Source organism: Streptococcus infantis (genome assembly GCF_047465035.1).
Taxonomy (GTDB): Bacteria; Bacillota; Bacilli; order Lactobacillales; family Streptococcaceae; genus Streptococcus; species Streptococcus infantis_T.
In genome coordinates, this window is record NZ_JASHAQ010000027.1 from 1 (window position 1) to 16744 (window position 16744).

General features: G+C 38.6%; 12 protein-coding genes. 4 read left to right on the forward strand and 8 right to left on the reverse strand.

Annotation, left to right across the window (positions count from 1 at the left end; all coding sequences use genetic code 11):
• The coding region (locus QM406_RS09285; protein WP_414273886.1) for an IS3 family transposase at window positions 1-96 on the forward strand (96 nt) is incomplete at its 5' end.
• Between the two features lie 42 nt (window positions 97-138).
• On the opposite strand, the gene QM406_RS09290 is transcribed toward QM406_RS09285, so the two are convergent.
• The 3 genes from QM406_RS09290 to QM406_RS09300 all read right to left on the reverse strand — a co-directional run bounded on the left by QM406_RS09290 (window position 139) and on the right by QM406_RS09300 (window position 5936).
• Window positions 139-2823: a cation-translocating P-type ATPase gene (locus QM406_RS09290; RefSeq protein WP_414274062.1), complete on the reverse strand. Its 2685-nt coding sequence runs from the start codon at window positions 2821-2823 to the stop codon at window positions 139-141.
• A gap of 192 nt (window positions 2824-3015) precedes the next feature.
• The gene (locus QM406_RS09295; RefSeq protein WP_075231425.1) at window positions 3016-4869 is read right to left on the reverse strand and encodes a DUF6020 family protein; all 1854 of its coding nucleotides are present in this window, start codon (window positions 4867-4869) and stop codon (window positions 3016-3018) included.
• A complete protein-coding gene (locus QM406_RS09300) occupies window positions 4869-5936 on the reverse strand; it encodes a bifunctional glycosyltransferase family 2/GtrA family protein (protein WP_075231426.1) in 1068 nt (355 codons plus the stop codon). The genes QM406_RS09295 and QM406_RS09300 overlap by 1 nt, the downstream gene beginning before the upstream one ends.
• Before the next feature lie 191 nt (window positions 5937-6127).
• Between QM406_RS09300 and QM406_RS09305 the strand changes: the two genes are divergently transcribed.
• On the forward strand, window positions 6128-7318 hold the full coding sequence (locus QM406_RS09305) for a cation diffusion facilitator family transporter (RefSeq protein ID WP_414274063.1): 1191 nt from the start codon (window positions 6128-6130) through the stop codon (window positions 7316-7318).
• A 43-nt stretch (window positions 7319-7361) separates the two neighbouring features.
• Here the strand turns inward: QM406_RS09305 and scrK are convergent, their stop codons facing one another.
• Both scrK and QM406_RS09315 read right to left on the reverse strand, forming a co-directional pair.
• Window positions 7362-8249, reverse strand: a complete 888-nt coding sequence (gene scrK / locus QM406_RS09310; protein WP_414274064.1) for a fructokinase ScrK — start codon at window positions 8247-8249, stop codon at window positions 7362-7364.
• A gap of 140 nt (window positions 8250-8389) precedes the next feature.
• Window positions 8390-10273: a sucrose-specific PTS transporter subunit IIBC gene (locus QM406_RS09315; RefSeq protein WP_075231430.1), complete on the reverse strand. Its 1884-nt coding sequence runs from the start codon at window positions 10271-10273 to the stop codon at window positions 8390-8392.
• A 363-nt stretch (window positions 10274-10636) separates the two neighbouring features.
• Here QM406_RS09315 and QM406_RS09320 point away from each other — a divergent pair, with 363 nt between their 5' ends.
• Both QM406_RS09320 and QM406_RS09325 read left to right on the forward strand, forming a co-directional pair.
• Window positions 10637-12091, forward strand: coding sequence for a sucrose-6-phosphate hydrolase (locus tag QM406_RS09320; RefSeq protein ID WP_414274065.1), 1455 nt, complete (start codon window positions 10637-10639; stop codon window positions 12089-12091).
• Complete coding sequence (locus tag QM406_RS09325) at window positions 12072-13037, forward strand: LacI family DNA-binding transcriptional regulator (RefSeq protein ID WP_414274066.1); 966 nt, start codon at window positions 12072-12074, stop codon at window positions 13035-13037. Before QM406_RS09320 ends, QM406_RS09325 begins: the two co-directional genes overlap by 20 nt.
• 244 nt (window positions 13038-13281) lie before the next feature.
• On the opposite strand, the gene QM406_RS09330 is transcribed toward QM406_RS09325, so the two are convergent.
• The 3 genes from QM406_RS09330 to QM406_RS09340 form a co-directional block, all read right to left on the reverse strand.
• The gene (locus QM406_RS09330) at window positions 13282-13815 is read right to left on the reverse strand and encodes a hypothetical protein (RefSeq protein ID WP_414274067.1); all 534 of its coding nucleotides are present in this window, start codon (window positions 13813-13815) and stop codon (window positions 13282-13284) included.
• Window positions 13816-14051: 236 nt separating this feature from the next.
• Window positions 14052-15326 (reverse strand): hydroxymethylglutaryl-CoA reductase, degradative, encoded by a 1275-nt coding sequence (locus QM406_RS09335; protein WP_414274068.1) that lies wholly within the window; start codon window positions 15324-15326, stop codon window positions 14052-14054.
• The gene (locus tag QM406_RS09340) at window positions 15326-16498 is read right to left on the reverse strand and encodes a hydroxymethylglutaryl-CoA synthase (protein WP_414274069.1); all 1173 of its coding nucleotides are present in this window, start codon (window positions 16496-16498) and stop codon (window positions 15326-15328) included. The genes QM406_RS09335 and QM406_RS09340 overlap by 1 nt, the downstream gene beginning before the upstream one ends.
• Window positions 16499-16744: the final 246 nt, after the last annotated feature.

The following is a 16744-nucleotide window of genomic DNA, read 5'->3' on the forward strand; positions in this document are numbered from 1 at the left end:
ATTGTAAACTATATTGATTATTACAACAACAAACGAATTAAGGTAAAACTAAAAGGACTCAGTCCTGTGCAATACAGAACTAAATCCTTTGAATAAATTAATTGTCTAACTTTTTGGGGTCAGTACATTCATAATTGTTTAAATAGCGTTTTTATCTTTTCCAAGTGCTCGTTGGATTGCTTTGACAATCTCAACAAGGACCACGATCATAAGCGCTCCTACAGCGACCACCATCCATTGAGTCAAACTCAAGTGTGACACGTGGAAGAGACTGTTAAATCCAGGAACCAAGATTGTCACCACAAAGAGGACGAAGGCAACTGGGATAGACCAGTTAAAGGTCTTGTTAGTAAAGAGTCCCACTTTAAAGATAGATTGGTAAACCGACTTAACGTTAAAGGCATGGAGCAATTGGATCAAACCGAGAGTTGCAAAAGCCATGGTAAGGGCATCCGCATGGATTTCAGTATGACTTTGGTGCTCTGGGAAAAGAAGAGCCCAACCATAAACACCTAAAACCAGCATGGTTTGGAAGATTCCTTGATAAATGATTGCTCCGAAGACACCACCATCAAAGAAGTTAGACTTACGACCACGAGGTTTGTGGGTCATGACACCTGGTTCAGCTGGTTCAATACCTAGGGCGATGGCTGGTAGTGTATCTGTTACCAGGTTAATCCATAGCAAATGCACTGGTTGAAGCACATCCCAACCAAACAAGGTTGCAAAGAAGATGGTGAAGACCTCAGCCATATTAGCAGACAAGAGGTACTGGATTGATTTTTGGATATTTGAGAAGACCTTACGTCCTTCTTCTACCGCTACGATAATGGTTGCAAAGTTATCATCAGCAAGGACCATATCAGAAGCTCCCTTAGAAACTTCTGTACCAGTAATCCCCATACCGATACCGATGTCAGCTGTCTTAAGTGATGGTGCATCGTTGACCCCGTCACCTGTCATGGCAACAACCTTACCTTCATTTTGCCATGCTTTCACGATACGAACCTTGTGCTCAGGTGATACACGAGCATAAACAGAGTATTGCTTGAAGACTTTTTGGAATTCTTCATCCGTGAGTTCATTCAACTCCGCACCAGTGAAGACATGATCTTCTGTATCATTTGGATCGATGATTCCGAGACGTTTGGCAATAGCTTCCGCTGTATCTTGGTGGTCACCTGTGATCATGATTGGACGGATCCCTGCTTCTTTAGCTACACGAACAGCTTCTGCAGCTTCTGGACGCTCAGGGTCAATCATGCCGACCAAACCAGAGAAAATAAGGTCAGATTCAACAATTTCAGATTCCAAGGTTGGAATTTCGTTACTTGTCTTGTAAGCCATCATCAAGACACGAAGGGCTTGTTTAGCCAAGTCTTTGTTGGTTGCAAGGATGGCATTTTTATCTTCTTCTGTGATTGGGCGAACTTCCCCATTGACTTCGATACGAGTCACGCGCTTGAGCAATTGGTCAGGCGCACCCTTGACAGCGATAAAGTAAGAGCCATCTGCTTCCTTATGGATGGTAGACATGAGCTTACGATCAGAGTCAAATGGCAATTCAGCTACACGTGGCTCATCTTCCAAGACTTCACGAACATCAAAGTTGTGGTCCAAACCAAACTGTACAAGAGCTGTCTCCGTTGGATCCCCAATCAGCTTGCCAGATGGATCCACCTTGGTGTCATTGGCAAAGTTCATGATACGTAGCGTATTGTTGTTAGCAGCAATTTCAGATGCCGAGCTTTGCAATTGACCGTTGGTATAAACTTTTTCAACCGTCATTTGGTTCATGGTCAAAGTACCTGTTTTATCAGATGCGATGATTTCTGTTGAACCAAGTGTTTCTACCGCTGGTAATTTACGGACAATCGAATTACGTTTTGCAAGGGTTGTAGTTCCCAAAGATAGAACGATGGTTACAATGGCAGGAAGCCCTTCTGGAATAGCCGCTACTGCAAGAGCAACCGCCACCATCAAGCCTTCTAATGGATGTTCTCCACGAACAAAGACACCAACCAAGAAGGTAATCACTGCAATCACAATGATTAAGTAAGTCAAGGCCTTAGATAATTGTTCCAAGCTTTGCTTCAACGGTGTTTCCGTTTCATCTGCATTGGCCAACATGTCCGCAATCTTACCAACTTCTGTATACATACCAGTGTTGGTCACGACACCAATACCACGACCGTAAGTTACATTTGAGTTTTGGTAACCCATATTAACCCGATCCCCGATACCAGCATCTGCTTCAACAAGTCCTGTCACATCTTTTTCAACTGGGACAGATTCCCCTGTAAGAGCTGCTTCTTCGATTTTAAGAGACGCCGCTTCAAGCAAACGCATATCGGCAGGCACCACATCTCCAGCTTCAAGCAAGACGATATCTCCAGGTACCAATTCTTTCGAGTCAATCTCAATAACATGACCATCACGACGAACACGGGCCATCGGGCTAGACATATTTTTCAGAGCTTCAATAGCTGCTTCTGCTTGCCCTTCTTGGTAAACCCCAAAGGCAGCATTCAAGACAACAACGGCCAAGATGATAATAGCATCCGTTAGACCGTCCATTCCTTCTGTAATCACAGAAAGTGCCGCTGCCGCAAGCAAGATGATAATCATCAAATCCTTAAATTGATCAAGGAATTTAGCTAGTAGGCTACGTTTCTCACCCTCTTCCAACTCATTACGACCATAAGTCGCTAAGCGTTCTTGAGCTTGAGCAGTTGACAAACCTTCGATAGATGAGTCCAATTTCTTTAGGACTTCTTCTGCGGTTTGAGTGTAAAACAAGTCTTTATTTTGTTCTTTTGACAAAACAGTCTCCTCCTTTTTGGCCTCTTTTTACAAAAAAAGAGACCTGTTTTTTAAAAAAACAAGTCTCGCTGTTTAATATAGTGCCGGAAATAATTCGTAATGACGACACTATCGCGGTTTCCCGCCAGCTACTCCCTTGAGTAGTTCTATTATATCAGAATTTCAAAAGTTTTCAAGGAATAAACTATCATATTAATCCTGCAATTGCTCAGAATTTTTTAAAAACAATAAAGGAAGTAGTAATGGAATAATCATCATATATGCATAAGAATATCTAAAATAATTTACAATTGGAGAATAAATACATGTTAAAATAATGGATAAAACAAAAAATACTATTGGCAGAAGTCTCTTATCTCGTTTTAAGATAGCTAGCATTAGTATCAGTATTAATACGATTGTATAAAAACCTGGTCTATAAAGCAATTCAATAGTCGATAAATCTCCCAACGCCCAATGTAATTCATAAACATATTTATACAGGTTGCTATGTATAGTTTCTTCCTGAGAAAAACTCATACCTTTGTCATATATTTTTTTATTACCGAACCAGTTATTTTCACGACTATACATCGCTTCATAATAACTTGAAACATAAGCCATATCAGGTAAATTATATATGTACCAATAAGAAACGGATAAATTTAATACAGCATCAATATATGTCTTAGGATGATTTCTATATCCCTTCCACCAGATTTTAAAGAACTCCCGTTCTTTTCCCTTAAACTGCTCATTTTCCATTTTATTTTTTATAGGATCCGCTTCGCCTTGTAAAAAATTTTTATTATTATCTAGTCCCAATGTTGAATCATAGAATTCCAATTCAGATTTAGTAAAACTTTCTGGGTGATAATAAACAGCGGCTGCTAATTGTTGAAATCGTGATGATAAATAGTCATACTTCTTCTTTGATGCTTCTGGTCTTAATGCAATTGTTCCCAATGCGTTAATTAGCAAGGTTACCAAGACTGAAATAATCACATATTTTGCAATTTGTTTCTTATACAACTTACTATACAAGAAAAGTACAACAACACCGACTAATACGTAAATTACTGCTTTTCTATGTAGCATATAAACCCCTAAAAAGGATAATACAAATAAGGGTAAACTATAAGTACTGGAAAAAAAGCGGACAGGTAAATAGTTTATCAAAACCATTGATAAGAAAAATAGGAGCAAAAAATTAACTAAATACACATCTTTATACATAGTGAAACTTGTTATAATAAAATTAGAGAAAAAAGCATAAAAAATAAACAATCCAACTTTTAAATATTTATTTATGTTGAAAATCTCGAACAATTTATAAAGAACAAAAACTATAATAACAGATGTCACAACTAGTGTGAGAAAATTAAAGATTGAAACACCTATCCCTAAGCTTCCAAAAAACTTAATTCCTATTTTCGAAAACAAACTAACTATCCACGTATATATATATGGGTGTGAATTAGTCAGGGGCCAATATCCTAACCCTTCCTCAATAATATACATACTATCCCAAGTCGTAGAACCTGGAAAAAAAATAAAGAAAAATAGTACACGTATCGCCATAAATGGTAAAAACATTGACAGATATAGTTTTTTTCTAAAAACTGTCTGCTCCATATTAGTAGACTTCAACTTTTGTTGATGAAACCAATTCACTAATAACCTTAATAAGGTATTAATTGAAAAAAATGAAATCCCCACTAATATCAAAAAAGCTCCAATCGAAAACTTATTTACAGTCCCTCTCAACGTAGAGTGTGTATATGTAATATCACTCCCAACGATATGAAGAATCGAAAGTATTAATCCAAATAGACTCACTATTACGTTTTCTCTTGTTTTTAATTTTGGTATCTTTATTTTTGAAAAAAAATATAATGATAAGATAAATAATGTTACAGAAATTGTTGTATCTGCTTGAAACAGTTTTAAAAACGTTTTCAAACCAGTGATGGGGATAGGTCTATTAAAAGTTAACATTAGAGTTAAGCAATATGCATTGATTAAACTCAAAAATAAATCTCTATGATTTTTAAATACTTTGGACACTATTTAAACACCCACCTTCTTTGAATTTGATAACTAGCAAGGAACAAAATTGTATCAACTACTATTTTTATGGCAGTTTCAGATCCTGAAAACATATTCCAAAGAGCCGTCACCATTGCTGCGGATAACAACATTTGGAAAACAGCCAAGCTATAGTATTTTACAATCGTTCTCTGTATTCTTTTTTCACCATCAAAGACAAAGTTTTTATTCATTGTAAAGTTAAAATAAGATGATATTACTCTTGCCAAAATAGTCGATAGTAAGATTAATAATGCTCCCCTATGAATTCCTACAGCTAAGGCCCCCCAAAGGAAGAACTGAAACAATCCAATATCTAGCAAAAAAGAAGAAAGAGATGATAATAAATACTTAAAGAATGAAGCAAAGATTACTTTGTAAATTTTCAATGAGTCTTTAATAGGATTAAAATGTGTTTCCGCATTACCATCAAAATAAATCGTTTCAATAGTAATTTCTTGTATTGGGATAGCTTTATCAAACGTATGAATGAGCATTTTGGTTTCATATTCGAAACGTTCACCTGGAATCTCTAACATTTCATTTAATATTGCTTTCGGAAATCCTCGTAATCCCGTTTGAGTGTCTGTTATTTTTCTCCCATAAAGTAGTTTAAATACTAATTTGGTCAGTTTATTACCGAATTTACTTTTTGGTGGTACATTTTCAGTATCGAAATCTCGACAACCTAAAATTAGTGAATCAGGATAATTAGAAATCGTATCTACCATAGATAAGACATCCTCAACTCTATGTTGACCATCTGAATCTGCAGTAACAATTCCATTAAACTCTTCTACATCTGACATTGTCAAAAAATAGTTAAAGGCATTTTTTAGTGCTCGACCTTTACCTAAATTTTTTGCATGAGTTAATATCCTACAATTTTGTTCATCTCTTAACTGTTCAAAAATATATTTAAACTCTCTCCTACTCCCATCATCTACTATTAAAATATTTTCCAACCCTGCTTCTTTCAGTTTAACTATATAATTATACAAATCTGAAGGTGGATTGAGTGCTGGGATGACGACTAATGTTTTCATGGAATCTCCTTTATCACCTACTAATATCCCCTTATAAAGGGCACAAACTTCCAAATAACATTCTATCATTTTTCCTAAAAAAAAAAAAGTATTTTCTGATTTTTATCCCCTTTATACTGACCCCTCCATTTGAATTTTCCATGGAAAACCAGTATAATGATAGGATATGAAAATCCTAGAAAGGGAGTTACATGAATCAATCGTTTTCAAACTTGAAATTGGCTGAACGTGGTGCGATTATCAGTATTTTAACCTATCTATTCTTGTCTGCAGCTAAGTTAGCTACAGGGCACCTCCTTCATTCGTCCAGTTTAGTGGCGGATGGTTTCAACAACGTTTCAGATATTGTCGCAAATGTGGCCCTCCTCATTGGGATTCGTTTGGCTCGCCAACCAGCAGATAGAGATCATCGCTTCGGCCACTGGAAAATAGAGGATTTGGCAAGTCTCATCACTTCCATCATCATGTTTTACGTTGGCTTTGATGTTCTACGGGACACCATTCAAAAGATACTCAGCCGAGAGCAAACGGTCATTGACCCACTTGGGGCGACTCTAGGAATCATCTCTGCTATCATCATGTTTGCCGTTTATCTCTACAATACCCATCTGAGTAAGCAAGCTAAGTCCAAAGCTCTCAAGACAGCAGCCAAGGACAATTTGTCAGATGCCGTGACATCTCTTGGAACTTCTATTGCTATCCTGGCAAGTAGCTTCAACTATCCAATCGTGGATAAGTTGGTCGCTATTATCATTACCTTCTTTATTCTTAAAACTGCTTATGACATCTTTATCGAGTCATCCTTCAGCCTTTCTGATGGTTTTGATGAACACTTGCTGGAAGATTACCAAAAAGCTATCATGGAAATTCCTAAGATTAGCAAGGTCAAATCTCAACGCGGTCGTACTTACGGAAGCAACATTTATCTGGACATTACTCTGGAAATGAACCCAGATCTCTCTGTTTATGAGAGTCATGAAATTGCGGACCAGGTTGAATCCATGTTATCAGATCGATTTGGTGTCTTTGATACAGACATTCATATCGAACCAGCACCAATCCCTGAGGATGAAATTCTAGATAATGTCTATAAAAAATTGCTCATGAGAGAGCAACTGATTGACCAAGGAAATCAACTGGAAGAGTTACTTGCAGAAGATTTCATTTATATCCGCCAAGACGGACAAGAACTGGACAAGGATGCCTATAAGGCTGAAAAAGAACTGACCTCTGCTATCAAGGAGCTTCATTTAACTTCTATCAGTCAAAAGACTAAACTCATCCGCTACCAAGTCGGCGATACCATTCATACCAGTATCTGGCGCCGTCACGAAACTTGGCAAAATATTTTCCATCAGGAAACAAAAATAGAAAAAGACTAAAGCAAAACTCCCAACTTTCTCAGTTGGGAGTTTTGCTATATTCTTATTTTGCAACGCTCTTAGCAAGAACGAAGTTTCCTAGTGTAGCTGAACCATTGCCAGCAACAGCTGGAGTCACGATATAGTCACGTACATCTGGAACTGGTAGGTAGCCATTGAGTAGGGCTGTGAATTTCTCACGTACACGGTCAAGCATATGTTGTTGAGCCATAACCCCACCACCAAAGACGATGACATCTGGTCGGAAAGTCACTGTCGCATTAACCGCAGCTTGAGCGATATAGTAGGCTTGAACATCCCAGACAGAGTTATTGAGTTCAATGTTTTCCCCACGAACACCTGTACGAGCTTCCAAACTTGGACCAGCTGCATAGCCTTCCAAACATCCATTATGGAAAGGACAAACACCTTTAAATTCTTTTTCAATATCCATTGGGTGTCTAGCCACATAATAGTGACCCATTTCAGGGTGACCCACACCACCGATAAACTCCCCACGTTGGATGACACCTGCACCGATCCCTGTCCCGATTGTGTAGTAAACCAAGTTCTCGATACGGCCACCTGCGTTATTACGGGCAACCACTTCACCGTAGGCAGAGCTGTTTACGTCTGTAGTGAAGTACATTGGCACGTTTAGGGCGCGACGAAGGGAACCAAGCAAGTCCACATTTGCCCAGTGAGGTTTTGGAGTTGTTGTGATAAAGCCATAAGTTTTTGAGTTTTTGTCAATATCAATGGGACCAAATGAACCAATTGCAAGACCTGCAAGATTATCAAATTTTGAAAAGAACTCGATGGTTTTATCGATTGTCTCGATAGGAGTTGTTGTTGGAAATTGTGTTTTTTCTACAATGTTAAAGTTTTCATCACCGACAGCACAGACAAATTTTGTACCGCCCGCTTCCAAGCTTCCATATAATTTTGTCATGATAAACCTCTAGTTTTTATTTTCTCTATTATAGCATAATTCCAGAAGGAAAGTTGCTCTATATTTTAGTTTTTCCTCTGTAAATTTTACGATTCAATCAAAAACGAACAAACATGACATTTGTTCGTTTTTTTGATTTATTAAGCTTTAACTTCGATGATTGCATCACCCTTAGCAACTGATCCAGAAGCAACTGGATTTACTGAAGCAAAGTCTGCAGTGTTTGTCACGATAACCATTGTTGTGTTATCAAGACCTACAGCAGCAATCTTAGCTGAGTCAAATGTTCCAAGAACATCTCCAGCTTTAACCTTGTCACCTTGAGCAACTTTTTGGTCAAATCCTTCACCGTTCATTGAAACAGTGTCGATACCCACGTGGATCAAGATTTCAGCTCCGTTTGCAGTTTTCAAACCATAAGCATGTCCTGTTGGGAAGACGATTGTCACTTCAGCATCAGCTGGGGCGTAAACAACATCTTGACTAGGTTTTACAGCGATACCTTGTCCCATAGCTCCACTTGAGAAGACTGGGTCATTAACATCTGAAAGGGCAACTACGTCACCAACGATTGGTGTTTGGATGACACCTTCGCTAGGTGCAACAACAGTACCAGTTACTGCTTCGTCAGCCAAACGTTCAGTTGTAGCTTCTGAAGCCACTTCTGCTTCATCTTCATAACCAAACATGTAAGTAAGAGCAAAACCAAGAGCGAATGATACAGCTACCATAAGAAGGTATTGTGGAAGTTGTCCGTTACCAATGTAAAGCATTGTACCAGGGATGATTGTGATACCATTACCAGTACCAGCAAGTCCAAGGATAGATGCCAATCCACCACCGATTGCACCAGCAATCAATGAAAGGAAGAATGGTTTACGGAAACGCAAGTTAACCCCGAAGATAGCAGGCTCAGTAATACCTAGGAAGGCAGAAAGAGCAGCTGGGAAAGCAAGTGTTTTAAGTTTAGGATTTTTAGTTTTCACACCAACGGCTACTGTCGCAGCACCTTGAGCAGTCATGGCAGCTGTGATGATAGCGTTGAATGGGTTAGCATGGTCAGCAGCAAGCAATTGAACTTCAAGCAAGTTGAAGATGTGGTGAACACCTGATACGACGATTAATTGGTGAACTCCACCAATCAAGAAACCACCAAGTCCGAATGGCAAGTTAAGAATTGCTTTAGTTCCAATGAGGATGTAGTTTTCAACAACGTGGAAGACTGGTCCGATAACAAACAATCCAAGAATTGACATTACAAGGAGTGTTACGAACGGTGTTACCAAGAGGTCAAGTACATCTGGAACAACCTTGCGAACTGCTTTTTCAAACTTAGCTCCGACAACCCCGATAATGAAGGCTGGAAGAACTGAACCTTGCAAACCTACAACTGGGATAAATCCGAAGAACTGCATTGCAGTTACTTCACCACCAGACGCAACAGCCCAGGCATTTGGAAGTGAACCAGAAACGAGCATCATACCAAGAACGATACCAACGGCTGGGTTACCACCGAATACACGGAAGGTTGACCAAACAACCAAACCTGGCAAGATGATGAAGGCTGTGTCAGTCAAGATTTGAGTGTAAGTTGTCACATCTTCTGGAAGTGTCATTCCAAGAGCATTCAAGAGCCCACGAACACCCATGAAGAGACCAGTTGCTACGATAACTGGAATGATTGGAACAAAGACGTCACCAAAAGTACGGATGGCACGTTGGAACCAATTTCCTTGTTTAGCAGCTTCTGCCTTCATCTCATCCTTAGATGTCGTTGGCAAACCAAGAGCTACGACTTCGTCGTACATCTTGTTTACTGTACCTGTACCAAAAATGATTTGGTATTGACCTGAGTTAAAGAAAGCACCTTGAACTTTTTCCAAGTTCTCGATAGCATCTTTGTTGATCTTCGCTTCATCTTTCACCATAACACGAAGGCGAGTCGCACAGTGGGCTACACTGTTAACGTTCTCACGTCCACCCAAGGCTTCGATGACTTTTTTTGCAATTTCTGTATTGGTCATTTGCAAAAATCTCCTTATAAAAAAATTTGTTCTTGTTTGAAAGCGATTTTACTCGCCTCACGAATATTATTCTATCACGTTTTAAAAATATGTCAAGCGTTTTGCAGAAAAAATTTTGCTATTTTTTATTTTTTGATTGTTTTTGCTATTTTTTTCATCAACACAGCCATAACACCCTCTAAAATCAAGGTTTTTACTTTAAAGTTTTCAAAAACTTCCATATTTTCATCATTTTTCATAAAATTACGTTCCTAGATTCTGTCAATCGTTTGACATTTTTTTCTTTAATTTAGTGTAAAAGACTTGCTTTTTTATAAGGAAACGTTTACTATTAAGATAGTAGAATTTATGGAGGAAATAGAAATGGAATGGACTACTGAACGTCGTTACAGACGTTATGAAGATTGGACACAAGAAGAAAGAAAAGAAATCCAAGAAAAGATGGCGCAATCCCCATGGCATGTCAGCTATCACATTGAACCAAAGGAAGGACTTCTCAACGATCCAAACGGTTTTTCTTATTTTGATGGTAAGTGGATTGTCTTTTACCAAAACTTCCCCTTTGGAGCAGCCCACGGCTTGAAATCTTGGGTTCAACTTGAGAGTGACGATTTGGTGCACTTTACTGAAACAGGTGTTAAAATCTTGCCTGATACTCCACTGGATAGCCACGGCGCTTACTCTGGATCTGCTATGCAATTTGGCAACCAATTGTTCCTTTTCTATACAGGAAATGTCCGTGATGAAAACTGGGTTCGCCACCCTTATCAGATTGGTGCCTTGATGGATAAGGACGGTAAGATTGAAAAAATTGACAAAGTTTTGATTGATCAACCTGCTGATGCTACTGACCACTTCCGCGATCCACAGATTTTTAACTTTAAAGGACAATACTACGCAATCGTTGGTGGACAAGACCTGGAGAAAAAAGGATTTGTCCGTCTCTACAAAGCAGTCGATAACGATTATACAAACTGGCAAGAAGTTGGTGATTTGGACTTCAACAATGACCGCACTGCCTATATGATGGAGTGCCCAAATCTTGTCTTTGTCGGAGAACAACCTGTCCTTCTCTACTGCCCACAAGGTTTGGATAAAAAGGTTCTTGACTATGACAATATCTATCCAAATATGTATAAAATTGGTGCTTCCTTTGATCCTGAAAATGCACGTATGGTAGATGTTTCTGAACTACACAATCTAGACTATGGTTTCGAAGCATATGCCACTCAAGCCTTCAATGCCCCTGATGGACGCGCTCTTGCTGTTAGTTGGCTTGGTTTGCCAGATGTGTCTTATCCATCTGATCGTTTTGATCACCAAGGGACTTTCTCATTGGTCAAAGAATTAACCATTAAAGATGGCAAACTCTATCAGTATCCTGTAGCTGCTATCAAAGAACTCCGTACCTCAAAAGAGGAGTTTTCAAATCGTTCTGAAACCAAAAACACCTACGAACTCGAACTTAACTTAGCAGTTAATAGTCAAAGTGAAATCGTTCTTCTTGCAGATAAAGACGGTAAGGGACTCTCCATCAATTTTGACCTTGTCAATGGTCAAGTTACTGTTGACCGCAGTCAAGCAGGTGAGCAATATGCTCAAGAATTTGGAACTACTCGCTCATGTTCAATCGACAACCAAGCTACTACTGTAAATATCTTCATCGATAATTCAGTCTTTGAAATTTTCATCAATAAAGGAGAAAAAGTATTTTCTGGTCGTGTCTTCCCTCATGAAGATCAAAATGGAATCCTCATTAAATCTGGAAACCCAACTGGAACATACTACGAATTAGAATATGGTCGCAAAACTAACTGATGTCGCAAAATTAGCTGGCGTCAGCCCTACTACTGTTTCACGTGTTATCAATAAAAAAGGTTATCTGTCTGAAAAAACTATTCAAAAGGTCAATGAAGCTATGCGGGAGTTGGGTTATAAACCCAACAACCTAGCTCGTAGCCTCCAAGGGAAATCAGCCAAGTTAATTGGGTTGATTTTCCCAAAAATCAGCCATGTTTTCTATGCTGAATTGATTGACAAATTGGAACACGAACTCTTCAAAAAAGGCTACAAGACAATCATCTGTAACAGTGAGCACGATTCGGAAAAAGAACGTGAATATCTTGAAATGCTAGAAGCCAACCAAGTGGACGGCATTATCTCTGGTAGCCATAACTTAGGGATTGAAGACTACAATCGCGTAACAGCTCCAATTATTTCTTTTGACCGTAACCTATCACCAGACATTCCTGTCGTTTCCTCTGATAACTATGCTGGTGGAGTCCTTGCAGCTCAAACTTTAGCGAAAACTGGAGCTAAGTCTGTCATTATGATTACAGGTAATGATAACTCCAATTCACCAACTGGACTTCGCCATGCTGGTTTTGCTTCAATCTTACCCAAGGCTCCCATTATCAATGTTTCCAGTGACTTTTCACCCCTTCGAAAAGAAATGGAAATCAAAACTATCCTAACCAAACAAAAACCAGATGCTATTTTCGCATCAGACGATTTAACAGCCATCTTGGTTATGAAGATTGCTCAGGAACTTGGTATCTCTGTTCCAGAACAACTCAAGGTTATCGGTTATGATGGAACTTATTTCATTGAGAATTTCTACCCTCACCTCACTACCATTAAACAACCCTTGGAAGAAATTGCTCGCCTGACAGTTGATTTACTACTTCAAAAAATCGAAGGAAAAGAAGTTGCCACGACTGGTTATTTCTTACCAGTCAGCCTCTTACCAGGTAAAAGTATTTAAACAAAAAGAGTCTGAGACAAAATAGTTCTCAGACTCTTAATTTAGTATACTATCAATAAATAATATTATAGAAGCAATAATAACTATAATTTTACCTATTTGGATAAGCTTATTTTGAGATTTAAATATATTTTCTAACAAAAATATTTGGATCACACACATTATAGGAATTAAATTTTTTGAAATTGAGAAGTACCCAAACAAATAGACTATAAATAATAAAAATAAAACTATATTGTATTTCTTATTCAAAACAGTTATCACCAATTGCCTTAATTCCCAAAATAGTAGACCCCATGTCAACTACAGCATATCCAAATTTTGTAATATTGTCGTAATTAGCTCCAGATTCAGCAATGGATATTAAAGCAGAAGCGGCTGCCTTGATACCTCCTACTGCTGCTATAAATTGTTTAATTTTAACAAGCATACCAATACCAACAGCAGCAGATCCTACTGCCCAAGCAACTGCACCGACACATCCCCAAAAGTCTCTGAACTGTACTTCATTATCAAATTTTAAATCTATACCTTTACTAAGCATATATTTATCAATTTCTTCCTGATTCCCTCTTTCCAACATTCCTTGTGGCATTTCATCTACTGCTTTTAAAATTAATAAAATAGATTCTTCCGATAAATCTTTAAAAGTATTTCCAAATTTTGTAGCTGAAGCCACCTCATTAGCATGAACAACTGAAACACCTTCTGTAAGTGCTATATTCAATATTACTGTACTAAGTAATGCAACACTTACCATTTTTATTTTTTTATTCATAATCAAAAATCCTCCTCTCTATATTTTTTTGATTACCAATCTTAATAATTTACAGTTATATTATAATAAAAATCAAAGCGTTATCAATGCATACATCTTGTTTTTTTGAACAAAAATAGAAAAACTGTCAAACACTGTCGTTGAATTAAGAAACTCAAATACGATTCTGTATTTGAGTTTCTTTTATTTAAAAAAACAGTAAAAAGCGCAAAAAATCAAACCAGTCTGAGTTTTTCTTATGATCTTAAGTTTTTCAAAAGAGTTTGGGCTTTTTCTAAATTAAAAGTTTTTTCAGCAATCAAGCTTTCTACTAGCTTAGGTACTTCTTTCTCTGTAGCTCCTGCTAAAAGTGCTAGAGATTTTGCTTGAAGTTTCATGTGTCCATGCTGGATCCCTGTGCTGACCAAAGCTTTAAGTGCTGCAAAGTTTTGAGCGAGACCAATCGAAACGATAATTTGAGCCAATTCTTTGGCAGATGGATGACCAAGCAACTCATGACTGAGTACGACTCGAGGATTAAGACCAATTGATCCACCCTTGGTAGCAACCGGCATCGGCATGGTCATCTCTCCAATTAGCTCTTCTGTTTCCAAATCCATAGTCCAACGACTAAGACCTTGATAGACACCATCGTGGCTCGCATAGGCATGCGCTCCCGCTTCAATAGCACGCCAATCATTTCCAGTAGCAATCAAGAGAGCATCAATTCCGTTAAAGATTCCCTTGTTGTGAGTCGCTGCACGATAAGGATCGGCTTGGGCAAACTGGCTGGCTAAAACCATTTTTTCTGCCAACTCACGCGCCTCATCCTTCTGTCGGCTCAAATAACGAAAAGCAATCCGACAAGTTGCTGTTACTAACGAATCAGTTGCGTAGTTGGATAGGATCCCCATTAAACTTTGCCCTTGACTGAGAGCCTCTAGACTTGGTTTTAAAGCTTCAAGCATGGTATTGAGCATATTAGCTCCCATGGCTTCCTGAGTATCGACATGGAGATAAACCACTAAAAAGTCAGCCTCACCAGAAATTTTTTCAACTGTTAGCTCTCTAGCTCCACCACCACGTTTGACAATAGAAGGATAGGCTTGGTTTGCTTGTTCCAGCAATTCCGCCTTTTGACTCAAAATAGCCTGGCAAGCTCGCTCTCTATCCGGAACCTGATAAAGAGCAACCTGACCTATCATTTGTCGCTGATGAACTTGAGCTGTAAAACCTCCAGCACGTTTGATAATCTTACTGGCAAAACTAGCTGCAGCAACTACAGATGGTTCTTCGGTCACATAGGGAACTGTGTATTCTTGACCATTTACCAGAACTTCTGGAACGATTGAGTATGGAAGTGAGAAGGTTCCTACTACATTTTCACTCAATTGGTCCGCTACTGCTAGACTGAGATTTTCATTCTGCTCAAGACTTTCTTGGGCTTCCATAGAAGTAAGCGCCTGAGACTTAACTAGCTCTAGGCGCTCTTGAATTGATTTTTTAGCAAATCCATTCCAATTTTTTTTCATTATTTTTCAACCTTGCTGTAGCGACGTTGGTGGTCTACAATCTCAACAAGGGCATAGTCTTGCCCTTCATAACCTGACATCGTTGCTGATCCAGACTCATCTAATTGGGCTTCCTCAAAGAAGATTCGTTCATAATCAGCTACGCTCAATGCTTGACGTTGGTCTAGCAACTCTAAGCGATTTTTCCGCAATTGCTTTTCAAAACCTTCAACCAATACTACACTAAAGAACTCAGATACAGCACCACTACCATAGCTGTAGAGAGCAATCTTATCCCCAGCTTTGAGACTATCAGAATTTTCAAGAAGAGACAAGAGACCTAAGAAGAGTGAACCTGTATAAATGTTCCCAACTTTTTGGCTATAAATAATAGATTCATCAAAGTGCTTTTGAAGCAAGTCCTTCTTCTCTTGAGGCAAGGATTTGTCGAGAATTTTCTTCAAACCCTTGAGAGCTAGCTTTGGATATGGCAAGTGGAAACATACAGCTTCAAAATCGTCCAAGTTACAGTCATAACGCTTTTGGTACTCTTCCCAAGTCGTTTTCAAACTATCAAGATACTGCTGTGTTGAGTAGACTCCATTTACAAATGGTGTCGTTGAATAATTTGGACGCCAAAAGTCCATGATATCACGAGTCTGCGCAACGTTATCGTTGTTGAAGACCATAACACGTGGATTTTGGCTAATCAACATGGCAACACAACCTGCTCCTTGAGTTGGTTCCCCAGGAGTTTCAACACCATACCTTGCAATATCACTGGCTAGTACCAAAACTTTTGATTTTGGAGAATTTTCTACGTGTAACTTAGCATAGTGAAGGGCCGCAGTCGCACCATAGCAAGCTTCTTTGATTTCAAAACTACGAGCAAAAGGTTGAATTCCAAGTAGACCGTGTACAAAAACCGCAGCCGCCTTACTTTGATCGACTCCAGATTCTGTCGCTACGATAACCATATCAATCTCTTGCTTTTCTTCCTCTGTCAGGATGGAATTCCCTGCACTGGCAGCCAAGGTCACAATATCCTCTGTTAAAGGAGCAATACTCAATTCTTTTAAAAGGAGTCCTTTACTCAATTTTTCAGGATCAATTCCTCGGGTTTCTGCTAAATCTTGTAATTTCAAAACGTATTGACTGGTCGCAAAACCAATCTTATCAATACCGATTGTCATATTTACCTCTATTTTTATCATTCATTGTAAAAAATCGTTCACCTCTATTTTATCACAATTGAAGTCAAATGCGCTAAAAAAGACTTGATTCCCCAAATCAAGTTCATTTTCAAAATCTTAGGAAACTTCTCAAAGTAACTTCCACTTATCTGACCAAAGTGGAAATTAGTCTAAAACGGATTTTTATGGTGGAATTAAGTGTGAGACGTTTGTGGTAGAAATGAGGCCTACTATGACCAAACATAA